The sequence below is a fragment of the Gluconacetobacter tumulisoli genome, from assembly GCF_014174155.1.
GTDB classification, from domain to species: domain Bacteria; phylum Pseudomonadota; class Alphaproteobacteria; order Acetobacterales; family Acetobacteraceae; genus Gluconacetobacter; species Gluconacetobacter tumulisoli.
This window is the reverse complement of the sequence record NZ_JABEQM010000002.1, coordinates 1-21,961: the sequence shown is the minus strand read 5'-3', so window position 1 is coordinate 21,961 and position 21,961 is coordinate 1. Positions and strand designations below refer to the sequence as shown.

Annotated in this window: 17 protein-coding genes and 1 pseudogene; 7 read left to right on the top strand and 11 right to left on the bottom strand. The window is 70.5% G+C overall.

Features of this window, described 5'->3' with window-relative positions; translation table 11 throughout:
- Positions 1–15: 15 nt before the first annotated feature.
- Genes HLH28_RS02440 through HLH28_RS02430 form a run of 3 tightly spaced genes read right to left on the bottom strand, consistent with a single transcriptional unit; the run spans position 16 to position 2,650 of the window.
- Positions 16–813 (bottom strand): ABC transporter permease, encoded by a 798-nt coding sequence (locus tag HLH28_RS02440; RefSeq protein ID WP_182953987.1) that lies wholly within the window; start codon positions 811–813, stop codon positions 16–18.
- Positions 810–1,637 carry an ABC transporter permease gene (locus tag HLH28_RS02435; RefSeq protein WP_182953983.1) on the bottom strand — a complete coding sequence of 276 codons (828 nt, stop codon included), beginning with the start codon at positions 1,635–1,637 and terminating at the stop codon, positions 810–812. The genes HLH28_RS02440 and HLH28_RS02435 overlap by 4 nt, the downstream gene beginning before the upstream one ends.
- Positions 1,634–2,650, bottom strand: coding sequence for an ABC transporter ATP-binding protein (locus HLH28_RS02430; protein ID WP_182953977.1), 1,017 nt, complete (start codon positions 2,648–2,650; stop codon positions 1,634–1,636). The genes HLH28_RS02435 and HLH28_RS02430 overlap by 4 nt, the downstream gene beginning before the upstream one ends.
- A 256-nt stretch (positions 2,651–2,906) precedes the next feature.
- Here HLH28_RS02430 and typA point away from each other — a divergent pair, with 256 nt between their 5' ends.
- Positions 2,907–4,727 carry a translational GTPase TypA gene (gene typA, locus HLH28_RS02425; RefSeq protein ID WP_182953973.1) on the top strand — a complete coding sequence of 607 codons (1,821 nt, stop codon included), beginning with the start codon at positions 2,907–2,909 and terminating at the stop codon, positions 4,725–4,727.
- Positions 4,728–4,997: 270 nt separating this feature from the next.
- The gene (locus HLH28_RS02420) at positions 4,998–5,228 is read left to right on the top strand and encodes a hypothetical protein (RefSeq protein ID WP_182953971.1); all 231 of its coding nucleotides are present in this window, start codon (positions 4,998–5,000) and stop codon (positions 5,226–5,228) included.
- 92 nt (positions 5,229–5,320) lie between these two features.
- On the opposite strand, the gene HLH28_RS02415 is transcribed toward HLH28_RS02420, so the two are convergent.
- The 3 genes from HLH28_RS02415 to HLH28_RS02405 all read right to left on the bottom strand — a co-directional run bounded on the left by HLH28_RS02415 (position 5,321) and on the right by HLH28_RS02405 (position 8,948).
- Positions 5,321–6,577: a D-amino acid dehydrogenase gene (locus HLH28_RS02415; protein ID WP_182953967.1), complete on the bottom strand. Its 1,257-nt coding sequence runs from the start codon at positions 6,575–6,577 to the stop codon at positions 5,321–5,323.
- Entirely contained in the window at positions 6,574–7,752 is a 1,179-nt protein-coding gene (gene alr / locus HLH28_RS02410) for an alanine racemase (protein WP_182953962.1), read from the bottom strand. Before alr ends, HLH28_RS02415 begins: the two co-directional genes overlap by 4 nt.
- A 170-nt stretch (positions 7,753–7,922) precedes the next feature.
- Positions 7,923–8,948 carry an NAD(P)/FAD-dependent oxidoreductase gene (locus HLH28_RS02405; protein WP_182953959.1) on the bottom strand — a complete coding sequence of 342 codons (1,026 nt, stop codon included), beginning with the start codon at positions 8,946–8,948 and terminating at the stop codon, positions 7,923–7,925.
- 162 nt (positions 8,949–9,110) lie between these two features.
- Here HLH28_RS02405 and tsaE point away from each other — a divergent pair, with 162 nt between their 5' ends.
- The 5 genes from tsaE to trxA are packed head-to-tail and all read left to right on the top strand — an operon-like array spanning position 9,111 to position 17,325.
- Positions 9,111–9,626 carry a tRNA (adenosine(37)-N6)-threonylcarbamoyltransferase complex ATPase subunit type 1 TsaE gene (gene tsaE, locus HLH28_RS02400; protein WP_182953954.1) on the top strand — a complete coding sequence of 172 codons (516 nt, stop codon included), beginning with the start codon at positions 9,111–9,113 and terminating at the stop codon, positions 9,624–9,626.
- Positions 9,623–10,393 (top strand): nucleotidyltransferase family protein, encoded by a 771-nt coding sequence (locus HLH28_RS02395; RefSeq protein WP_182953951.1) that lies wholly within the window; start codon positions 9,623–9,625, stop codon positions 10,391–10,393. Before tsaE ends, HLH28_RS02395 begins: the two co-directional genes overlap by 4 nt.
- On the top strand, positions 10,390–13,413 hold the full coding sequence (addB, locus tag HLH28_RS02390) for a double-strand break repair protein AddB (protein WP_182953948.1): 3,024 nt from the start codon (positions 10,390–10,392) through the stop codon (positions 13,411–13,413). The genes HLH28_RS02395 and addB overlap by 4 nt, the downstream gene beginning before the upstream one ends.
- A complete protein-coding gene (gene addA / locus HLH28_RS02385) occupies positions 13,410–16,994 on the top strand; it encodes a double-strand break repair helicase AddA (RefSeq protein ID WP_182953945.1) in 3,585 nt (1,194 codons plus the stop codon). The genes addB and addA overlap by 4 nt, the downstream gene beginning before the upstream one ends.
- A gap of 4 nt (positions 16,995–16,998) precedes the next feature.
- On the top strand, positions 16,999–17,325 hold the full coding sequence (trxA, locus tag HLH28_RS02380) for a thioredoxin TrxA (protein ID WP_182953942.1): 327 nt from the start codon (positions 16,999–17,001) through the stop codon (positions 17,323–17,325).
- Positions 17,326–17,394: 69 nt separating this feature from the next.
- Here the strand turns inward: trxA and hpnK are convergent, their stop codons facing one another.
- The 5 genes and pseudogenes from hpnK to HLH28_RS02355 form a co-directional block, all read right to left on the bottom strand.
- Positions 17,395–18,237 (bottom strand): hopanoid biosynthesis-associated protein HpnK, encoded by an 843-nt coding sequence (gene hpnK, locus HLH28_RS02375; protein ID WP_182953936.1) that lies wholly within the window; start codon positions 18,235–18,237, stop codon positions 17,395–17,397.
- 51 nt (positions 18,238–18,288) lie between these two features.
- Positions 18,289–19,713, bottom strand: a complete 1,425-nt coding sequence (hpnJ, locus tag HLH28_RS02370; protein WP_182953934.1) for a hopanoid biosynthesis associated radical SAM protein HpnJ — start codon at positions 19,711–19,713, stop codon at positions 18,289–18,291.
- Between the two features lie 87 nt (positions 19,714–19,800).
- Complete coding sequence (hpnI, locus tag HLH28_RS02365; RefSeq protein WP_182954864.1) at positions 19,801–20,979, bottom strand: bacteriohopanetetrol glucosamine biosynthesis glycosyltransferase HpnI; 1,179 nt, start codon at positions 20,977–20,979, stop codon at positions 19,801–19,803.
- Between the two features lie 67 nt (positions 20,980–21,046).
- Positions 21,047–21,730: an ABC transporter substrate-binding protein gene (locus HLH28_RS02360; protein ID WP_408869815.1), complete on the bottom strand. Its 684-nt coding sequence runs from the start codon at positions 21,728–21,730 to the stop codon at positions 21,047–21,049.
- Positions 21,731–21,747: 17 nt separating this feature from the next.
- Positions 21,748–21,961, bottom strand: a pseudogene (locus HLH28_RS02355) (1-deoxy-D-xylulose-5-phosphate synthase); the annotation flags it as partial.

Sequence of the window (21,961 nt, the reverse complement as noted above, 5' to 3'; positions counted from 1 at the left end):
GATCCCGTTCGGGGATCAGCTTCCGCTGGAGGCATGGCGCCTGACCGCACTCTGCCAGTACAGCAGCATCGCCCCCAGGAAGAGATATCCCAGGCCGGGGGCCAGGGGGGCGATCGCGGGCGGGGGCACGCCGGGGTGGTCGAGGATCGCCAGGACGGGATAATAGGTGACGGCGCCCAGCGGGGCGATCCATGTCATCAGCACCCGGAACCACCCGGCATAGAGGTCGAACGGATATTGTCCGGCCTCGACCCCGCCATAGGTCAGCACGTTCACGATTTCCAGGCTTTCGAGCGTGCGGAACGACAGGGCCGCCTGGCCGATCAGCACGCCCAGGAAGAAGGCGACGCCCCCGCCCACGGCCCATGCCAGCATCGGCGCGGTGAAGAGGGCCGGCCGCACCGGCGTCGCCGCCAGGCCCAGCGCCAGGATCGCCGCCCCCTGCGCCAGACGCGCCAGGGGACGCAGACGGAACTGGTGCCCCAGGACCTGCAGGACCGTCCAGCGCGGACGCAGCAGGATGCGGTCGAATTCGCCCGTGCGCAGGAAGGCGTCGCCGAAGATCTCGAACCCGCGCCCGGCCATTTCGGCGATGGCGAATTCGATATTCACCAGCCCGTAGAACAGTGCGACCTGTCCCACCGTCCAGCCATGCAGGCTCCCGAACCGGCGGAACAGGATCCAGATGCCGGCGAACGCCAGGAGGGTGGTGGCAAAATGCCCGGCCATTTGCAGCGCGAAGGCCCCCGGATAGCGGACCTGCCCGGCCAGCGAGGCGCGGGCATAGCGCAGCCAGAGCGACAGGCCGCTCATCCGCCCTGGACCTCCAGTTGACAGAGCGTCCGGCGCAACGCCAGCCGTCCGCCCCAGGTCAGCGCGACGATCCAGGCGACCTGCTGCGCCAGGGCCGCCGCAGCCCACGGGCCATGAAGCGTGCCCAGCCAGAACCGGCAGGGCAGGTCGCCCAGTCCCGCGAAGGGCTGAAGCAGCAGCAGATGCTGCACGGCGGCGGGAAACAGCGCCAGCGGCAGCATGTTTCCCGACAGGATCAGCGACAGCGGCGTGATGACGGCATTGGCGCCCAGGGGGGAGAGCGTGCGCACGGTCGCGACGTTCAGCAGCACCGTGATGCAGGCCGACAGCAGCAGCCCCAGGACGATCGAGACGCCGAACAGGGCGGCGTCGGCGACCCTCGGCGGCAGGTGCAGCGCCCAGCGATCCAGCCCCGCCAGCGGCAGGAGGACGCCCGCGAACCCCGCCATTAGGACCGCCCGGGGCAGCAGCCGGCCCAGGATACGGGCCGCGGCACGGCAGAACCACCACCACCAGGGATCGACGGGGCGCAGCAGGTCATGCGCCACCGCGCCGCTGCGTACCGCGTCGGCGATGTCGGGATCGCACCCCCAGGGCATCAGCGCCAGGGTACCCTGCATGATCCAGACATAGGATATCGTCTGGGGCAGGGTCAGCGGGGCGGCGGACGTCCCGCCATAGAAGGCCGCGTAGACCATCAGGTTGATCGCGCCCCACCAGATCTGGGTCACGACCCCGGCCAGCGCCGCCGCGCGGTACTGCAGCGTGACCTGCCAGCGCGCGCGGAATGCGGACAGGTAGGCCGTCAGGTCCGCGGGTGTCATCCGGCCGCCCCATGACGTTCGTAGAACCGGCTGATGACTTCCTCGATCGACGGGCGGGTGATGCTGACATCGGACAGGACCACGCCATGCATGTCGGCGGCGGAGGCCAGAGCGCGGATCAGGTCGGCCGCCGCGATCCGCGCCGGGTCGAAGCCGAGTTCCAGGACCTGCCCGCCCTGCGACAGGGGCGTCACCCCGTCGGGCAGAAGCAGCGGGGGCGCCGGACCGTCGAATTCCGCCGTCAGCCGGCGGCCCGACAGGGTGGTGGCGCGCAGGGTCTCGAACGGGCTGTCCGCCAGTACCCGCCCATGGCCGATGACGATGACCCGCCCGGCCAGGGCCTCGATATCGTGCATGTCGTGGGTCGTCAGCAGGACGGTCGTGCCCTCGGTCCGGTTCAGTTCCTGGACGAAGGCGCGCACCGCCAGCTTGGACGGCGCATCCAGGCCGATGGTCGGTTCGTCCAGGATCAGCAGGGGCGGGGCGTGCAGCAGCGCCGCCGCCAGTTCGGCGCGCATCCGCTGGCCCAGCGACAGCTGGCGGACCGGCTGGTCCAGGATGTCGCGCAGTCCCAGCGTGTCCACCAGCCGGTCGCGGCGGGCGCGGTACCTGTCGGGCGGCACGCGGTAGATGTCGCGCAGCAGCGCGAACCCGCCCTCGACCGGCAGGTCCCACCACAATTGCGACCGCTGGCCGAAGACCACGCCGATTCGTCCCACATGGCGGATGCGGTCGGCCCAGGGCACCAGCCCGCCGACCGAGACATGGCCGGCGCTGGGCCGCAGGATGCCCGACAGGATTTTGATCGCGGTGGATTTCCCCGCCCCGTTGGGTCCGATCAGGCCGGTGATCGTCCCGGGCTCGATGACGAAACTGACCCCGCGCAGGGCCTCGATGGTGCGCCAGGCGCGGCGCGCGAACGGCCACGGGCGCGGGGACGTCGCCGCCCGCGTGGCGATGCGGTAGGTCTTGTGCAGGTCCTCGACGACGATGCGGGCGGGGGGTATCGGCATGGGCTCCTTCACGGGCCGGCGGGGCCGGGGGACGGTTTCGCATCATCGCCCGACGCTGGCGCGCGTGCCGCTGCGCGCGGGGCGCGCCCCCGCCGGGCGGTGGGGGCATGAAGTTTCGCGTGCAATCCGCGTGCGTCCCCTCTATCAACCCCGGGAATACGGAATCATCTGTCGGTCCTGTCCGTGACGCAAGGGCGCCCGGGCCGGCCGGCGCGCCCGCCGGGTGCCCCGCGAAGGAAGTCAGGTCACACACGTTATGGATATCCGCAATATCGCCATCATCGCGCACGTCGACCATGGCAAAACCACGCTGGTGGACCAGCTTCTGAAGCAGTCGGGCTCGTTCCGCGAGAACCAGCACGTGGCCGAGCGCGCGATGGACAGCAACGACCTGGAGCGTGAGCGCGGCATCACGATCCTGGCCAAGTGCACGTCGGTCGTCTGGAAGGACACCCGCATCAACATCATCGATACGCCGGGCCACGCCGATTTCGGCGGCGAGGTCGAGCGGATCCTGAGCATGGTCGACGGAGCCGTCGTGCTGGTCGACGCCGCCGAGGGCGCCCTGCCGCAGACCAAGTTCGTGGTCGGCAAGGCCCTGGCGCGCGGCCTGAAGCCGATCGTGGTCGTGAACAAGATCGACCGCGGCGACGCCCGCCCCGACGAGGTGCACAACGAGATCTTCGACCTGTTCGCCGCCCTGGGCGCGAACGACGAGCAGCTCGACTTCCCGATGCTCTACGCCTCGGGCCGCCAGGGCTGGGCGGATGAGGAACTGGAAGGCGCGCGCAAGGACCTGTCGCCGATGTTCGACCTGATCGTGCGGCATGTGCCGGCGCCGACGGTGGACAAGGACGCGCCCTTCGCCATGGTCGCGACCATCCTGGAAAACGACAACTTCCTGGGCCGCGTGCTGACCGGCCGGGTGGAGCAGGGCCGCGCGAAGGTGAACATGCCGGTGCGCGTGCTGCGCCCCGACGGGTCGGTCGTCGAGACCGGACGCCTGACCAAGCTGCTGTCGTTCCGCGGCCTGGACCGGGTGCCGGTGGACGAGGCCGAGGCCGGGGACATCATCGCCGTCGCGGGTCTTTCCGAGGCCACGATCCCCGAGACCATCGCCTCGCCCGAGGTGACCGAGCCGCTGGCCTCGACCCCCGTCGATCCGCCGACCCTGTCGATGACCTTCCGCCTGAACGATGGCCCGCTGGGCGGCCGCGAGGGCAAGAAGGTGACATCGCGCCAGATCCGCGACCGCCTGTTCAAGGAAACCGAGGGCAACATCGCCATCCGCGTGACCGACAGCCCCGAGAGCGAGGCGTTCGAGGTGGCGGGCCGCGGGGAACTGCAGCTTGGCGTGCTGATCGAGCAGATGCGCCGCGAGGGCTTCGAACTGACGATCGGCCGCCCGCGCGTGCTGTTCCACACCAACGAGGAAACCGGTGAGCGCGAGGAGCCGTTCGAGGAGGCCCTGATCGACGTGGACGAGCCCTATTCGGGCGTCGTGGTCGAGAAGATGGCCCTCCGCAAGGGCCTGATGCAGGACATGCAGCCGTCGGGCGGCGGCAAGGTGCGCCTGACCTTCCTGATCCCGTCGCGCGGCCTGATCGGCTATCACGGCGAATTCCTGACCGACACGCGCGGCACGGGCATCATGAACCGCCTGTTCGCGGGCTACCAGCCCTGGGCCGGGCCGATCGAGGGCCGCCGCAACGGGTCGCTGATCTCGTCGGAAGACGGGGCGACGACGCAGTATTCGCTGTACTCGTTGCAGGATCGCGGGACGCTGTTCGTCGATGCCGGCGAGAAGGTCTATGTCGGCATGATTATCGGCGAACATTCGCGCGAGAACGACCTGGACGTGAACGCCGTCCGCGAAAAGAAGCTGACGAACATCCGCGCCGCCGGCAAGGATGAGGCGCTGCTGCTGACGCCGCCGCGCAAGATGAGCCTGGAGCAGGCGATCGCCTATATCGAGGACGATGAGCTGGTCGAGGTCACGCCGTCGGCGGTGCGTATCCGCAAGCGCTACCTCGACCCGCATGAGCGCAAGAAGCGCGGCAAGGCCGCGTCCAACTGATCGCCAGGGCCGGGTGGTCCGCCAGGACGGCGGGCCACCCGGCCAGACATCATTCGTAATGTTTCAGAAATTGCGATTGCGTTGCAATTAAGGCACTACAAGTTAGACTGGCCTTAGATTTACGTATTTTAATGCGAGACGCACATGGTCCGGCATGCTAGCAAAAGCACGCCAGACCGTGTGCGGCATCATGCTTCCTCGAATCGGGGGGCGTCTCCGGGCATCGGTCTATAGGCATTGGGATGACGTCCTGATTTCTGGAGAGATTCTATGATCGTTTCGACTCGTCGGTTCCTGGCCGCCCTTTCGACTGTTGCCCTGATGGGCGCAGCCGTTCCGGCGATCGCGCAGGAGGCCCCTGCTGCTCCGGCTGCTCCGGCCGCGCCCGAGGCCGCTGCCCCCGCCGCCCCGACCGCTCCGGCCGCCCCCACCGAGGCGCCGAAGGCGAAGAAGCATCACAACAAGCACCACAAGAAGACCACGCCGCCGGCCGCCAACTGATCGGTCGCCGATGACGGCCGGCCAGGATTTCGGTCCCGGCCGGTACGAAAAAGGGCGGAGACGGGGCAACCGTCTCCGCCCTTTTTTTGTGCCTACGACGCGTACCGGTCGATCGACAGGTCCAGATGCGGGATGTTGGGTCGCCGGCCGGCGATCAGGTCGGCCAGCAGCCGGCCCGAGCCGCAGGCCATGGTCCAGCCCAGGGTCCCGTGCCCGGTATTGAGCCACAGATTGCCGAAGCGGCCGGACGGGCCGACGATCGGCGTGCCGTCGGGTGTGTTCGGCCGCAGGCCGGTCCAGTAGGTGGCGCGCGACAGGTCGCCGCCGCCGAACAGGTCCGAGAAGGAAAGTTCCAGCGTCTGGCGCCGGTCGGGGCTGAGCCGCAGGTCGTAGCCGGTCAGTTCGGCGGTGCCGCCGATGCGGATCCGCTCGCCCAGCCGCGTCATCGCCACCTTGTAGGTCTCGTCATTCACCGTCGAGACCGGGGCGCGGCTTTCATCGGTCAGCGGCACGGTCAGGGAATAGCCCTTCACCGGATAGACCGGCATGCGGATGCCCAGCGGCCGCAGCAGCAGCGGCGAATAGCTGCCCAGCGCCAGCACGTAGGCGTCGCCGGTGATCCGCCCGGCCGTGGTCCGCACGCCCAGGATCTCGGTCGCGCCGGGTTCCAGGGCCTCGATGGGTGTCTCGTAGCGGAAGGTGACGCCCAGTTCCTCGGCCTTCTGCGCTAGGCGCTGGGTGAACATGTGGGCATCGCCCGATTCGTCGCCGGGCAGGAACAGCCCGCCCTTCAGCAGATGCCGCGCCTGCGCCAGGCCGGGTTCGCGCGCGATGATGCGTTCGACGTCCAGCAAGTCGTGCGGCACGCCGCTTTCGGCCAGCAGGCGCATGTCGTCCTGGGCGTGTGCGACCTGTTCGTCGGTGCGGAACAGCTGGATCAGCCCGCGCTGGCGGTCGTCGTAGGTGATGCCGGTTTCGTCGCGCAGCGCGGTCAGGCAGTCGCGGCTGTATTCCGCGATCCGCAGCATCCGGGCCTTGTTGATGTCGTAGGCATGTTCGTTGCAGTTCAGCAGAAGCTGGGTCATCCAGCGGAACATCGCGAAATCGACGCGCGGGCGGATGACCAGCGGGCTATGCTTCTTCAGCATCCAGCCCAGCGCCTTGCGCGGCAGGCCGGGCATCGCCCACGGCGTGGAATAGCCCGGCGAGACCTGTCCGGCGTTGGCGAACGAGGTCTCCATCGCCGCGGCGGGCTGGCGGTCGATCACCTCGACCTCATGACCCAGTTTCGCCAGATACCAGGCCGAGGTCACGCCGATGACGCCCGCCCCCAGAACGATGACCTTCACACGCTTGATCCTTTCTGCACGTCGATCGCCGCATCGCCGGTGACGTGGACGCGGTGGTAGCGCGCCCCCAGGCCGGTCAGCAGTTCGTAGCCGATGGTCCCGGCGGCGGCGGCGACCGAATCGAGGGAGTTATGGGGGCCGATCAGGTCCAGTGCGGTCCCGGCCTCCAGCGGGTCGTCCCCCGCATCGGTCACGTCCACCGCCAGGCAATCCATGGAAATCCGCCCGATTATCGGCAACGCCACCTCCGGGCGGTCCGGCAGGACGGCGACGCCTCGGGCGCCCAGGATGCGGGGGAAGCCGTCGCCATAACCCACGGCCAGGGTCGCGATGCGGCTGGGCCGGTCGGCGATGAAGGCCGCGCCGTAGCCCACCGCCGTGCCGGGGCCGATCCATCTGGTCTGCACGATGCGGGCCTGCAGGCGCACGACCGGGCGCATCGGGTTCGGGCGGCCGGGTGTGGGGTTGATGCCGTACAGCGCCGCCCCCGGGCGGACCATGTCGAACTGCCAGTCCGGTCCCAGGAACAGGCCCGACGACGCGGCCAGGCTGGCCGGGGCGCGGGGCAGACGCTCGCGCAGTCGCAGGAAGGACGTGCGCTGGGCGTGGTTGGCGGGATGTGCGGGGTCGTCGGCGCAGGCCAGGTGGCTCATGACCAGCAGGGGCACGATCCCGGCCAGGGGGGCGGGGCGCGCCATCAGCACGTCCAGGTCGCCGCCCGACAGGCCGAAGCGCGACATGCCGCTATCGACTTGCAGGGCCGCGGGCAGGGGGGTGTCCAGCCGTCGCGCCAGGCTCTGCCACCGCGTGATCTGCTCCACGCTGTTCAGGACCGGGACCAGGCCCAGCCGGTGCACGTCGGCCTCGGTTCCCGGCATGGCGCCGTTCAGGACGAAGATTGTGCTGTCGGCCCCCAGCAGGGGGCGGATGGCCGCGCCTTCGGCCAGATGCGCGACGAAGAAGGTACGGCAGCCGGCGGCGGCCAGGACCGGGACGACCCGTTCCGCGCCCAGCCCATAGGCGTCGGCCTTGACCGCTGCCGCACAGGTCGCGCCCGACCCGGCGTCGGGCCCGACGCGGTCGCGCAGCAGGCGATAGTTCGCGGCGATGGCGCCAAGGTCGATGGTCAGCAAACCGCCTGCCCACGCGGCGGGGGGATCGGCGGCCGTCAGCATGGCGGATCGGGGCGGTACTGTCGCGCACAGGGACGCATCGCGGCCTCCGGATCGGGGAGAGAACGCCATGGTATAACAGGAGCGTGCGACGGCGCCACCCCGCGAGGACGATCCGGATGCAGAATGAGTCCGATTGCCCTGCCCGCGGTCGCGCGGGCAGGTTGCGGGTCCTATCCCCGGTCGGGAACGCCCTTGCTGGTGGAATATTCGAAATGCAGCGCGGTATCGGGCCGGACGATCGGATGGATCGCATGAGCGGCCATCGCGCCTTCGCTGAAGCCCTGCAGGATCAGCTTCAGCTTGCCGGGATAGGTCGCCACGTCGCCCACGGCGAACACGCCCGGCAGGCTGGTTTCGCAGGTCGAGGGCACGACGGGGATCGTGCTGCGCACCGAATCCATGCCCCACTGCGCGATGGGGCCAAGGTCGGTCGACAGGCCGAAGAACGGCAGCAGCCGGTTGCCGGGCAGGATGCGGGTGTCGCCGTCCAGGGTCGCGACCTCCACCCCCTCGAGAGCGCCGTCGGCGCCGTGCAGGCCGTGGAGCTGGAAGGGAACGATCTTCTCGATCAGGCCGGCCGCCACGGCCTCGTCCAGCTGGCGCAGGCTTTCGGGGGCGGCGCGGAAGCGGTCGCGGCGGTGCACCAGCCAGATCTTCTCGGCGATATCCTTCAGCGACAGCGCCCAGTCGACGGCGGAATCGCCGCCGCCGGCGATCACGATGCGCGCGCCGGCGAAATCGGCGCGGCGGCGCACGTAATACTGGATCGCGCCCGTGGCCTCGAACCCCTCGAGCCCGGCCAGAGGGGGACGGTTGGGGCCGAACGCTCCGGCCCCGGCGGCGATGATGACCGCGCGGGCGCGGATCGTGTCGCCGCGATCGGTGCCCAGCACGAAATCGCCCCGGTGGCCGGCCAGGCGTTCCACCCGCCGGCCCAGCAGGCGCGGTACGTCGAAGGGCGCGATCTGCCGGTCCAGCGCCTCGACCAGCGCCGCGCCCTCGATCGCCGGATGGGCGGGAATGTCGAAGATCGGCTTTTCGGGATACAGGGCGGCGCACTGGCCCCCGACCTCGTCCAACGCGTCCAGCAGCACGCAATCCAGCTTCAGCATGCCGCATTCGAACGCCGCGAACAGGCCGGCGGGGCCGGCGCCGATGATGGCGACATCGGTCGAAAAACTGGGGGCGTCCGTCATGGTCGAAATCCGTATGGCTGGGCGGGTCGATACTCCGCAAGGTTGTGCGTCCTGCGCGGGCCGAGCGCAAGCCGCCCGTGGCCGCGATCCGGCCCGTAACGCGGCCGGAAAGGGGTTGCGTGGCCCTTGTGCCGACAGTGGCCCCGCGCGCAGAATGCGGGCATGGAACCGCTTGTCGCGCAGGATGCGCGCCTGAATCCTCTCATCGTCCCGTTGCCGGACCAGCAGGCGACCGAAGACCTGGCGCGCGCCGTCGCCGGGGCGGCGTCGGCCGGGGACGCCATCCTGCTGTCGGGCGTGCTCGGCGCGGGCAAGACCGTGTTTTCCCGTGCCTTCCTGCGCGCTGCCTGCGGCGATCCGGACATGGAGGTGCCCAGCCCGTCCTATACGCTGGTGCAGACCTACGACGCGCCGTCCGGTGCCATCTCGCATTTCGACCTCTGGCGGCTGGATGGACCCGACGCGCTGCACGAACTGGGCTGGGACGACGCCTGCGAGGGGATCGTGCTGGTGGAATGGCCCGACCGCCTGGCGGAACTGACGCCCCCCGGCGCCCTGCGGATCGAGATCCGGATCCTGGACGAGGGCGGGCGGCAGGCGCGGCTGGCGGGCTGGGGGGATCGTCCCGTGACGGCGGCCCTGGCGGCGGCCCGGGATGGAGGGAGGCAGGGCGGATGAGCGTTCCCGTGCCCGACCGCGCCATGGTCTTCGCCGCCGGGCTGGGCGGCCGGATGCGCCCGCTGACCGAGCAGACGGCCAAGCCGCTGCTGGCGGTCGACGGACGCAGCATCCTGGAGCACGTGCTGGACCGGCTGGACAATGCGGGCGTGCGCGACGTCGTGGTCAATCTGTTCTGGCAGGCCGATCGCGTTGCGGCGGTGCTCGACGCCCGGGCGGCCGCCGGGGCGGGCCCGCGCGCCGCGATCCGGCGCGAGGACGCGTTGCTGGAAACCGGGGGCAGCGCGGCCGCCGCGCTGCGCGAGGGCGACCTGGGTCCCGGTCCGTTCTTCCTGCTGAATGGCGATTCGGTCTGGTTGAACGGCCCGGTTCCCGCCTTGCGGCGGCTGGCGGCGGCCTTCGATCCGGGGCGGATGGACGCGCTGCTGCTGCTGGCGCGGGTGACGCGCGCGGTGGGCGAGGTCGGACGCGGGGATTTCACGCTGGATCCCGCCGGCATCCTGCGCCGCCCGGTCGAAGGGGCGATGACGCCCTATGTCTTCACCGGCGTGCAGATCGCGACGCCGGCCCTGTTCGCGGATGCGCCGGCAGGAAGTTTCAGCATGAACCAGCTGTGGGACCGGGCGATCGCGCGGGGGCGGCTGGCGGGCATCGTGCATGACGGGCTGTGGTGCCATCTGTCCCGCCCGCAGGACCTGGAGGCCGCGTCCCGCGCCCTGCGCGCCGCGCGCGATCCTGACGCGGCGAACGGGGATGCGGGTGTATGACCCGTGTGGTCACGATCCCGCCGCACATCCCTTTCCTGGACCAGGTCGCGGCACGCTGGATGGCCGAGGTCGACGGCGATCCGCAGCGCACCGGGCTGGGGCTGATCCTGCTGCCCACCCGTCGCGCCGCCCGTGCGTTGACCGAAGCCTTCCTGCGCCGGGCCGACGGGCGCGCCCTGCTGCTGCCGCGCATTGCCCCGATCGGCGCGCTGGACGAGGCCGGGCTGGCCCTGTCGGGGCTGGAGGCGCTGGACCTGCCGCCACCGGTCGAACCGCTGCGCCGCCTGGCGACACTGACATGGCTGATCCTGCAGGCAGGCGATGCGTTCGGCGACGTGCGGACGGTGGACCAGGCCTGGCCGCTGGCGCAGGCGCTGGCCGCCCTGATGGACGAGGCCGAATGGGCGGAATGCGACCTGGCCGAGGGCCTTCCTGCGGCGGCCGAGAGCGATTTCGCCCAGCATTGGCAAGAGACGCTGAAATTCCTGTCGATCGTCACCAACGTCTGGCCGGCCTGGCTGGCGGAAGAAGGCGTGATGAACCCGGTCGCGCGACAGGTCGCGTTGCTGCACGCGCAGGCGCGGCGGTGGCACGCCGACCCCTTGCCGGAGGGCGAGCGCGTGTGGGCCGTGGGCTTCACCGACGCCATGCCGTCCACCGGCGCGATGCTGGATGCGGTGCTGGCCATGCCGTCGGGGCGGCTGGTGCTGCCCTGGGTCGATCTGTCGCTGGAGGACGCGGTGTGGTCGGCCCTGCCGGACGGCCATCCGCAGGCCGGCACGGTGCGGCTGCTGGCCGGACTGGGGCAGGATCGCGCGGCCCTGGGGGTGTGGGACGACGCGCCGGGCGGCGGCGCGCCGGATTGCCCGGCGGACCGGGGGAACATGCTGGGCCGCGCGCTGCTGCCGGCGGCGGCACTGGGCGCGTGGCTGCATGATGCGGCGCCGGTGGACCTGACCGGCCTGTCGATCCTGCGCGCCGCCGACCAGCAGGAGGAAGCGGCGGCCATCGCGCTGGTGCTGCGTCAGGCGATCGCCGTGCCCGGCCGGCGCGCGGCGCTGGTGACGCCGGACCGGGGGCTGGCGGGGCGCGTGGCGGTCGAACTGGCGCGCTGGGGCGTGGTGGCCGACGACAGCGCGGGCGAACCGCTGGGCGACACGCCGCAGGCGGCGTTCCTGCGCCTGGTCGTCCGGGCGGTCACCGCAGGCCTGTCGCCTGTGGCGCTGCTGTCGCTGCTGAAACATCCGCTGGCGGCGTGCGGCCTGTCGCCGGGCGCATGTCGGGCGTCCGCCCGGTTGCTGGAGCGCGTGCTGCTGCGCGGCCCGGCCCCCCGGCCGGGGATCGGCGGGTTGCGCGACGCGCTGGCGCGGGGACGGGACGATCCGCATGGGGCGCTGGCCGACCGACCCGACGCGCCGGAGGACCTGGCCGGGTTCCTCGATCGCGTCGAACGCGCCCTGGCGCCATTGCAGGCCTGTGTCGATGGCGGGCCGATGCCGGTTGCCGAGATGCTGGCCGGCCTTGTGGAAACCGCCGAGGCGCTGGCCGGAACCGACGATCACATGGGCGCGGACCGGCTGTGGTCGGGCGAGGAAGGCAATGCGCTGGGGCAGCATCTGGCCGGGCTGATCGCGTTCTGCGACATGCTGCCGCCGCAGCGCGCCGACGTGCTGGACGGATTGCTGGCGGCGTCGATGACGGGGCTGGCGGTGCGTTCGCGCCGCGCCCTGCGTGGCCGGGACGAGGCGGCGGTGCATCCGCGCATTTTCATCTGGGGCCTGATGGAAGCCCGCCTGCAGGCGGTGGAACAGATCGTGCTGGGCGGGCTGGTCGAAACCGCCTGGCCCCCCGCCACCGATCCCGGCCCGTGGATGAGCCGCCCGATGCGCGCCCGCGCCGGCCTGCCCTCGCCCGAGCGGGCGATCGGGCAGGCGGCGCACGATTTCGTCGCCTGCGCCTGCGCGGCGCCGCAGGTGGTGCTGTCCGTCCCCGGCCGGCGCGAGGGCGCGCCCGCCGTTCCAGCGCGCTGGCTGGTCAGGCTGGAGGCCTTCCTATCCGGCCGGGGACAAGCGATGCCGACGCATCCGGTCCTGTCCTGGCTGGCGCGCCTGGACCGGCCGTCGGGCCCGCCCCGGCCCGTCGCACCGCCCCGGCCCTGTCCGCCCGTCGCCTGGCGTCCCCGTGCCCTGGCGGTCACCGAGATCGAGACCTGGATGCGCGACCCCTATGCGATCTATGCGCGTCGGGTCCTGGGATTGCGGCGCCTGCCGGACCTGGAGGAGGCGGCGGATGCCGCCGATTACGGCACCATCGTCCATGACGCGCTGGACCGCTGGTTCAGCACGGCGCCGGAGGCCTGGCCCGGGGATGCCGAGGACGGGCTGCGGCGGCTGTTCCTGGAACGGCTGGCGGATGCGCGGTTGCGCCCGGCGCTTGCGGCGTGGTGGGCGCCGCGCCTGGCGCGCATCGCCGGCTGGGTCGCGCGGGAAGAGGCCGCGCGCCGCGCCGACGGCCCGCCCGAACTGGTGCGGACCGAACAGAAGGGACGCGTGGTGCTGGAGGGCTTTGCCGGGGGAAGCTTCACGTTGCATGGCCGGGCGGACCGGGTCGACCGGGACCGGCAGGGGCAACTGGCCCTGTTCGACTACAAGACCGGCACCCTGCCCCGGCGCAGGAGCGTCATCGCCGGCTGGTCGTCGCAACTGGTGCTGGAGGCGGCGATGATGGAACGCGGCGGCTTCGGGCCCGACCTTGCGGGCCGGGCCGGGGAGCTGATCTATTGGCGGCTGACCGGCGGGTACGAACCCGGCGAGACGCTGCCCGTGGCGTCGGGCGAGGAACTGGCCGACCTGGTCGCCACCTGCTGGCTGAACCTGCGCGGCCTGATCGCGACCTATGACGAGGTCGAGCAGCCTTACCTGTCCCATCCGCATCCCGAGGAGGGGCCGCGCTTCGCCGATTACGCGCAGCTGGCCCGTGTCGCGGAATGGAGCGCCGCCCGCGACGAGGGCGGGGCATGAGTCCGCGTGATGCCATCGACCTGGCCAACACCCGCCAGGCCGAGGCTTCCGATCCCGAGGCCTCGGTCTTCGTCTCGGCCTCGGCGGGCAGTGGCAAGACCAAGCTGCTGATCGACCGGCTGCTGCGCCTGATGCTGCCGCGTCTGGCGCCGGATGGCACGCTGGCGGCCGGGTCGGATCCGGCGCGGATCCAGTGCCTGACCTTCACCAAGGCGGCGGCGGCCGAAATGGCGATCCGCCTGCAGAATCGCCTGGGAAAATGGGTCACCCTGCCCGACGCGGCGCTGGACGCCGAACTGGCCGGCCTGTCGGTCCCGCCGGGCGCGGACACGCGGCAGGCGGCGCGGGAATTGTTCGCGCGGGTGCTGGACCTGCCGGGCGGGATGCGGATCGGCACGATCCATGCCTTCTGCCAGTCGCTGCTGCGCCGCTTCCCCATCGAGGCCGCGATCAGCCCGCATTTCACGCTGGTCGAGGATACGGACGCCCGCCTGGCGATGGGCGATGCGGTCGAATCCGTGGTCGGCCATGGCGGGGACGCGGTCGGGATCCTGGCCGGGCAGATCGGGGCGGCGGATTTCGCCGGGCTGATCGGCGGCCTTCAGGCGCGGCCGCGGCAGGTGCAGCCGGTCATCCAGGCGATGGACGGGGATCGTGAAGGGGTGGACGCCGCCCTGATGCGGGTGCTGGGGGTGCGGACGCGCGACGCCGCCGCCCTGCGCCGTGCGGCCTGCGCCGAGGTGCCGGGCGAGGGCGCCCTGCGCGACATGCTGCGGATCGTGGCGGAGCAGGGCGCGGCCACCGTGCGGCGGACCGCCACGGCCATGCTGGACTGGCTGGCCCTGCCGGTCGAGGCACGGGCCGCGCGCTGGGACGTCTGGCGCATGGCCCTGGTGAAGCAGGACGGCGAGCCGCGCAAGCGTGGCGGCCTGAACCCCAAGCTGGACGACAGCCGGCCGGAAATCGGCGACGCCCTGCTGGCCGAGGCCGGGCGCATCATCGCGGTGGACGAGGAGTGCCGGGCGATCGCCATCCTGCGCGTCAGCGCAGCGCTGCTGGATGTCGCGGCCCCGGTGCTGCGGCGCTATGCCGAATGCAAGCGCGGGCGCGGGCTGGTCGATTACGACGACCTGATCGAACGGACGCTGGACCTGCTGAAGGATCCGGGCGCCGCGTGGGTGCTGTACAAGCTCGACGGCGGGATCGACCATCTGCTGCTGGACGAGGTGCAGGATACCTCGCCCGACCAGTGGGCGATCGCGGGCGGCCTGACGTCCGAGTTCTTCGCCGGCGACGGCACCCGCGATGCCGCCGCACCGCCGCGCACCCTGTTCGCGGTGGGCGATTACAAGCAGTCGATCTATTCGTTCCAGGGGGCCGATCCGGCGGCCTTCCGGCATTGGCGGCAGATGTTCCGCCAGCGCGTGGAGCAGGCGCGCAGCCCGTGGAAGGAACCGGCGCTGACCGTGTCCTTCCGGTCGACCGCGCCGGTCCTGAAACTGGTGGACAGCGTCTTTGCCCTGCCCGACGCGGCGCGCGGGCTGGTGGAGGGGGACGAGGGCGTGCCCCGCCACCTGTCCGCCCGGCCCGGGCAGGGCGGCCGGGTGGAACTCTGGCCCCTGACCCCGGTCGAGGACGGGGCGGAGGACGCCAATCCGTGGATCGCTCCGCTGGAGAACGGGGGACAATCCACGGCGGCGCAGCGCCTGGCCGACAGCCTGGCGGCCTGGGTCGTCGCCGAATTGCGGCGCCCCCCCGCACCGGGCGAGGCGCCGCTGACGCCGGGGGACATTCTGGTCCTGGTGCCGAAGCGGTCGAATTTCGTCCGGGCGCTGATCCGCGCGCTGAAGACGCAGGACGTGCCGGTGGCGACACTGGTCCGCACCGGGCTGGTGGACCAGGTGGCGGTGCAGGACCTGATGGCCCTGTGCGACGCCCTGCTGCTGCCGCAGGACGACTTGACCCTGGCCTGCGTCCTGACTTCGCCGCTGGGCGGCGTCGCGGACGACAGCCTGATGGAACTGGCGGCGGGACGCGGGGGGCGGCCGCTGTGGGCGGTGCTGCGCGAACGGCAGGACGAACGGGCGGACTGGCGGGCGGCCTGGACGATGCTGGAGCGCCTGTTCCGGCGCGTCGATTACGCATCGCCCTATGGCCTGCTGTCCGAGGCGCTGGGACCGCTGGGCGGGCGGGCGCGCCTGCTGGCCCGGCTGGGCCCCGAGGCGGCCGAGCCGGTGGACGAATTGCTGTCGGCGGCCCTGCGCTATGAATCGCTGCATCCGGCGTCTCTGCAGGGTTTTCTGCACTGGCTGCGCGCGTCGGCCGAAACGGTGAAGCGTGAGCCCGATGCCGCTGCCGACATGGTGCGCGTCATGACCGCCCATGGCGCCAAGGGGTTGCAGGCCCGGCTGGTGATCCTGCCCGATACGGTGGGCGTGGCGAAGTTCGACGGCGGCGTGGTCTGGACGCGGGACGGGGAGAGCGGGCTGGATCTGCCGCTGTGGGTTCCGCGCGCCGAGATGGCGACGGGCACCACGCGGGGGTTGCAGCAGACGATCCGCGCGGCGGCGACCGAGGAATATAACCGCCTGCTCTATGTCGCGCTGACCCGGGCCAGCGACCGGCTGGTGATCTGCGGCTGGCAGCAGAAGCGCACGGTGGCCGACGATAGCTGGTATGCGCTCTGCCATGCCGGCTTCGTCCATGCGGGGGCCGAGGAGCGGCCTTTCGAACTGGGCTGGGCCGGTACCCGGCTGGTGCTGGAGGAGGTCGCGTCGGTGCCGTCCAGCGAACGCCCGGCGATACGGGGCGACGCCGCCCCGGCCGACCTGCCGGACTGGATGGGCCGTTCCCCCGACTGGGTCGCCCGCCCCCCCGCGCCGGAATCGCCGCTGCTGCGTCCCCTGGTGCCCAGCCGGCCCGACGATGCGCCCCTGGGGCCGCAGCCCGCCGTCCGCTCGCCCCTGGCGGTGGCCCGGGCGCGCCGGCCGGCGGCGCGCGAACAGGCCTTGCGCCGGGGGCAGATCGTCCATGCCCTGCTGCAATATCTGCCCGACCGGCCGGCGGCGGGTCGTGCCGGCGTGGCGCGGGACTGGCTGGCGCGGCCGGGCAACGGGTTGGACCCGGCGGATCAGGATCGGATCCTGGCGCAGGTGCTGGCGGTGATGGACGACCCCCGGATCGCGCCGCTGTTCGGTTCCGGCAGCCGGTCGGAACAGCCGCTGGCCGGCGTGGCCGGCGGATCGGTGATCGTGGGGCAGGTGGATCGCATGGTCGTCCGGCCCGATGCCGTGTGGCTGTGCGACTTCAAGACCAATCGCCTGCCGCCCGCCGACGTGGAGGCGACGCCGGTGCTGTATCTGCGGCAGATGGCGTCGTATCGCGCCCTGCTGATGGCCCTCTATCCGGATCGGCCGGTTCGGTGCACCCTTGTCTGGACCGAGGAGGTCCGGATCACCATCCTGCCCGATTCGCTGCTGGAGCGTCATGCCCCCGGTGCGGCGGGTCCGGACGCCAGCAATCTTGAAACCCGGCGGTCAGGCGGCCATGTCCTGACGAAGCCGTCGGAACCCGAGGAGTGATGTTATGAGCGAAAATACCGTGGCCGTCAGCGACGCCACCTTCGAGAGCGATGTCCTGAAGGCCGATGGGCCGGTGCTGGTGGATTTCTGGGCCGAATGGTGCGGCCCGTGCAAGATGATCGCCCCCGCGCTGGACGAGATCGGTGCCGAATTCAAGGGCAAGCTGACCGTCGCCAAGGTCAATATCGACGACAATCCGACGACGCCGAACAAATATGCCGTGCGCGGCATTCCCACGCTGATCCTGTTCAAGAACGGCCAGCCGGCGGCGACCAAGGTCGGCGCGCTGCCCAAGAGCCAGCTCAAGGACTGGGTCAAGAGCAGCCTGTAAATACCGGTCCCGGCAGGTTCGTCCTGCCGGACGTCTCGGGGGCGCCGCCCCGGGACCCGCAGGGCGAGATCAGCCCTGTGCCCAGGTCGTCGGCACCGCGCGGCAATGCGACAGGCCGGCGCGGAAGCCGGGGCTGCACAGGGCGGCCAGTTCGGCTGCGTGTTCGTAGTCCGGCATCACCCGGTCGATCAGCGCGTTCTTCGCCGTCGCGGGGTGGAAATAGATTTCCGACAATCCTTCCGGCAGGTGGGCGGCCAGGGCCGCGACCCGCCCGGTCGTCATATGTCCACTCCAGGCGATGCCGAAGCACCAGTCATTGGTGCGCAATCCGGCGCGGCGGGCCTGGTGGCGCAGCACGCCGGTCCAGCGTCGCAGGGCGGCGGCCCCCGGCGAATCGCTGTAGGTACCGGCGGCGAACAGCGGCTCGGGCGGTTCCAGCGGGACGCGGATCGCCCGCAGGCCGTGGCGCAGGCCGCTCGCGATCATCAGCTTGCCCACCGTCGGGTGCAAATGCATGTGCTTGTGCGCATTGGCGTGGTCCAGCGTCAGCCCCGTGCGGGCGAACGCCGCGAACTGGGCCTCGATCTCGGCGGCGAGCTGGCGGCGGACGGCGGGGCGGAAGAAATAATTGACGCCCAGTTCAAGCTGGTTGGACGGAAACTGTCCCCCCTGGTCGACCAGCAGGGGAATGGCGGCGGGCGGCAGGGTCGCCGGCCCTTCGATCACCACTAGATGCAGGCCGACATGCAGGCCGGGCAGGCGGCGCGCGCGCGCGATCGCGTCGGCCGCCGCCGGTCCCGCCACCATCAGGCTGGCGGTGGACAGCAGGCCGTCGCGATGCGCGATCTCGATGGCTTCGTTGACCTCTTCCGACAGACCGAAATCGTCGGCGGATACGATCACGCGCTTCATGGGTACTCGCCGGGAAAGATCCGCCGGGGCGGGGGGCCCCGGCGGGCGCGGTCAGGCCGCGCGGCGGTCACGCAGGAACTGGAAGAACTCCACGCCCTCGCGCAGGCGGCGCTTCATCATCTGCGGGCTGCGCACCATCTCACCGACGATCGAGGCGATCTTCGGCGCGCGGAAATAGAATTTCCGATAGAATTCCTCGACGCTGCCGAAGATTTCGGTGTGCGACAGGTGCGGGTAGTGCAGGGGGGCGATCTGCACGCCGTTCTCGTCGATCAGTTCGGCGTTGCCTTCGTCCAGCCAGCCGTTCTCGGTCGCCTGCTTGTGCAGGAACGTGCCGGGATAGGGCGCGGCCAGGGACACCTGCAAGGTGTGCGGATTGATCTCGGTGGCGAACTTGATCGTCTCCTGGATCGTTTCCTTGGTTTCGCCGGGCAGTCCCAGGATGAACGTGCCGTGGATCTTGATCCCCAGTTCGTGGCAGTTCTTCGTGAACTCGCGCGCGACCTCGACCCGCATGCCCTTCTTGATGTTGTGCAGGATCTGCTGGTTGCCGCTCTCGTAGCCGACCAGCAGCAGGCGCAGGCCGTTGTCCTTCAGGACTTCCAGCGTCTTGCGCGGCACGTTGGCCTTGGCGTTGCACGACCAGGTGACGCCCATCTTGCCCAGTTCGCGCGCGATCGCTTCCGCGCGCGGCAAATCGTCGGTGAAGGTGTCGTCGTCGAAGAAGAACTCCTTGACCTGCGGGAAATACTGCCGCGCCAGGCGGATCTCGGCGGCCACGTGTTCCGGGCTGCGGGTGCGGTAGTTATGGCCGCCCACCGTCTGCGGCCACAGGCAGAAGGTGCAGCGCGACTTGCAGCCGCGGCCGGTATAGATCGAGATGTACGGGTGCATCAGGTACCCGATGAAGTAATCCTCGATCTTCAGGTCGCGCTTGTAGACCTCGGTCACGAAGGGCAGGCTGTCCATGTTCTCGATCATGGCGCGGTCGCGGTTGTGGACGATGACGCCCTCGTCATTGCGCCATGAAATGCCGTCCACGTCCTTCAGGTCGCGGCCTTCGGCGATTTCCTTGATCGTGAAGTCGAATTCGTTGCGGGCCACGAAATCGACCGGGCCGCCCTTCAGCAGGCTTTCCTCGGGCTGGACGGCGACCTTGGCGCCGACCATGCCGATCTTCAGCGACGGATTCGCGTCCTTCAGCATCTGCGCCACCCGCACGTCCGAGGCGAAGGATGGGGTGGAAGTGTGCATCACCACCAGATCGCGGTTGCGCACGTCCTGCAGGATCGGCTCCATGCCCATGCGGGCCGGGGGGGCGTCGATCAGGCGGCTGCCTTCGACCAGGGCGGCGGGCTGGGCCAGCCATGTCGGATACCAGAACGACCTGATTTCCCGCTTGGCCTGGTAGCGGGAACCCGCGCCGCCGTCGAAACCGTCGAAGGAAGGGGGCTGGAGGAACAGGGTCTTCATCATGATACGCGGATCCTAGGGACGTGGGGGCCCACGGAAAGGGGGTCCGGCACGGCCGTTCTTGATATGTCTTGTGTCGCGGGGGGCGTGTCAGTCGCCCCGCACGACAGGATGGGATGGAGGCGTCATAACCGAATGTGGCGCGATATGCATCGTCTGTCCACGCCACGCCACGCGGGTGCCGGTCACGCTGCCCGCCATGATCGCCGCCGAAAGCCAGTCGCGCACCGGCAGCAGCAGCAGCGGAAGCAGGCTGCGCTGCGCCAGCATGCGGTCCATCAGGAACGCGCAGGCCGCCCGGGCGGCCCACACGCCCAGGAAGACCGTCCATGTCCAGCGCGCATGGGGCTGGCACAGCACGGCCACCCCCGCCCAGAACAGCGGCAGCTGGATGGCCGAGGCCGCATAGCCCGCCGGTTCCAGCGTCTTGACGGTCCGGCCCCAGCGCAGTTCGTGCGTCAGCACGTCGCCGAAGCTCGCCTCGCCGACGGTGGTCCAGGTCATGCACGATGCGATGGCGATATGGCGGCCGCGCTCGCGCACCAGGCGGCCCAGCATGGCGTCGTCCGCGATATGCGGCGCCAGCGCCTGCAGGCCGCCGACGGCGTCCAGCATCTCGCGCCGCAGGGCCATGGTGGCCCCCAGGCAGTCCTCCCGGCCGAGATAGCGCGACAGCATCACGCCGGGCAGGAAATTATGGTTGATCTGGCAGGCCGCCAGCAGGCGCGGCAGCGATCGCGTGGCCGGCAGGCCGGCATACAGCGTGGTCACCAGCCCGACCCCGGGCCGTGCCAGCGCATCGACGACGTGCCGCAGGTAATCCGGTGCCACATGGATGTCGGAGTCGGAGATGACCAGGATGTCGTGCCGGGCCTTCGGCAGCATGTTGATCAGGTTGCCGATCTTGCGGTTGACGCCATGTCCCGCCGGATCGACCACCAGGTCGATGTCCATCCCCGGATGGCGTTCGCGCAGCCGCCGGACGATGGCGATCGCGGGATCGCCGGCATCCTGAACGCCGAAGACGATCTGCATGCGGGGGTAGTCCTGCGTGCAGAAGCTTTCCAGCGCTTCCTCCAGCAGGGGTTCGTCGCCATGCAGCGGCTTCAGGACGGTGACCGGCGGCAGCGTGGTCGCTTCGGGAACGCGCCGTTCCCGCCACCGGAACCGGGATACCAGCGCCGTGCCCAACGATGCCTGCACGCACCCGGCAACCGCTATCAGGGCGGCGGCACCGGCTGGGGAGGCGAGAGCATGCAAGGCGGACATCATCTTTCCGGCAGGGAGCGCAGGTCGTCTGGGGTCACGGACATCGGTCGGGTTCGGCGGTCGCGGATCAGCCCGCCGAGAACGCCTTGACCTTCTTCTGTAGCAGCGCGATCAGGTTCTGCACATTCCCGGATGCGAGGGTAGAGCTGAAATCGGACCGCTGGGCCGCGACCTGGCTGATATGGGCGTTCAGCAGAACGTCGACGATGCGCCAGCCGTCGGGGCCCGACCGCATGACATAGTCGATCTCGGTCCCGTCCGGATCCTCGGCCGAACCGATGTGCGTCGTCACGATCTGGTCGCTGCCGACCGGGGACGGGCGCGGGGTCGGGTCCACGTTGAAATGGGCGTCGCCGCCGGGTTTGAAGCTGGAGACGTAGCGGGCGATGGTGAACTGGCGGAACACGTCCAGCAATTGCTGCTTGTCCCCGTCCGACAGGCCGGCATACCGCAGGCCGACGGAGGCCCGCAGCACCGTTTCCAGATTATAGACCTTGTCCACCACGGGGGCGAGGATCTGCGACCGCTGGTCGAACGTGCCGCTGCCGGGGGCCTGGATCCGCCCCAGGGCGGCATACAGCGCGTTGACCGGGGCCGTCACCGTCACCTGCGCGGCCCGCCCGGCGGACTGGGCATGCGCCGGCGCGACCAGCGGGGCCGCCATCGGGACCACGGCCAGGCCGGCGCAGAGGAACAGGGAAGCCAGGGGGGCGGATGTCCGGGGCAGGGGCGTCCGGGACAGGGATTTCATCAAGCGTCGCATCACGATCATGATTTCGGTCCGATTGTCGCCTTTAGCAAGGGTTGTGACATATTGTTTTCAATTCCCAGGGCATGGAGCGCGGTGTGTGAGATGGCGAGGGCGTCGAGGCCGGCCTCGTGATACTGGGCGTCCTGGGTGTTGTGGTCGATGAAGCGGTCGGGGAGGGTCATGGGGCGGAAGCGGACGGTGTCGAGCAGGCCGGTGCGGGCCAGGTGGTGC

Bases quoted from the DNA above. Each gene is read 5' to 3' on its own strand.
- HLH28_RS02440 (WP_182953987.1), bottom strand. From the start codon at position 813: ATGAGCGGCCTGTCGCTCTGGCTGCGCTATGCCCGCGCCTCGCTGGCC.
- HLH28_RS02435 (WP_182953983.1), bottom strand. From the start codon at position 1,637: ATGACACCCGCGGACCTGACGGCCTACCTGTCCGCATTCCGCGCGCGC.
- HLH28_RS02430 (WP_182953977.1), bottom strand. From the start codon at position 2,650: ATGCCGATACCCCCCGCCCGCATCGTCGTCGAGGACCTGCACAAGACC.
- typA (WP_182953973.1), top strand. From the start codon at position 2,907: ATGGATATCCGCAATATCGCCATCATCGCGCACGTCGACCATGGCAAA.
- HLH28_RS02420 (WP_182953971.1), top strand. From the start codon at position 4,998: ATGATCGTTTCGACTCGTCGGTTCCTGGCCGCCCTTTCGACTGTTGCC.
- alr (WP_182953962.1), bottom strand. From the start codon at position 7,752: ATGCTGACGGCCGCCGATCCCCCCGCCGCGTGGGCAGGCGGTTTGCTG.
- HLH28_RS02405 (WP_182953959.1), bottom strand. From the start codon at position 8,948: ATGACGGACGCCCCCAGTTTTTCGACCGATGTCGCCATCATCGGCGCC.
- tsaE (WP_182953954.1), top strand. From the start codon at position 9,111: ATGGAACCGCTTGTCGCGCAGGATGCGCGCCTGAATCCTCTCATCGTC.
- HLH28_RS02395 (WP_182953951.1), top strand. From the start codon at position 9,623: ATGAGCGTTCCCGTGCCCGACCGCGCCATGGTCTTCGCCGCCGGGCTG.
- addB (WP_182953948.1), top strand. From the start codon at position 10,390: ATGACCCGTGTGGTCACGATCCCGCCGCACATCCCTTTCCTGGACCAG.
- addA (WP_182953945.1), top strand. From the start codon at position 13,410: ATGAGTCCGCGTGATGCCATCGACCTGGCCAACACCCGCCAGGCCGAG.
- trxA (WP_182953942.1), top strand. From the start codon at position 16,999: ATGAGCGAAAATACCGTGGCCGTCAGCGACGCCACCTTCGAGAGCGAT.
- hpnK (WP_182953936.1), bottom strand. From the start codon at position 18,237: ATGAAGCGCGTGATCGTATCCGCCGACGATTTCGGTCTGTCGGAAGAG.
- hpnJ (WP_182953934.1), bottom strand. From the start codon at position 19,713: ATGATGAAGACCCTGTTCCTCCAGCCCCCTTCCTTCGACGGTTTCGAC.
- hpnI (WP_182954864.1), bottom strand. From the start codon at position 20,979: ATGTCCGCCTTGCATGCTCTCGCCTCCCCAGCCGGTGCCGCCGCCCTG.
- HLH28_RS02360 (WP_408869815.1), bottom strand. From the start codon at position 21,730: ATGAAATCCCTGTCCCGGACGCCCCTGCCCCGGACATCCGCCCCCCTG.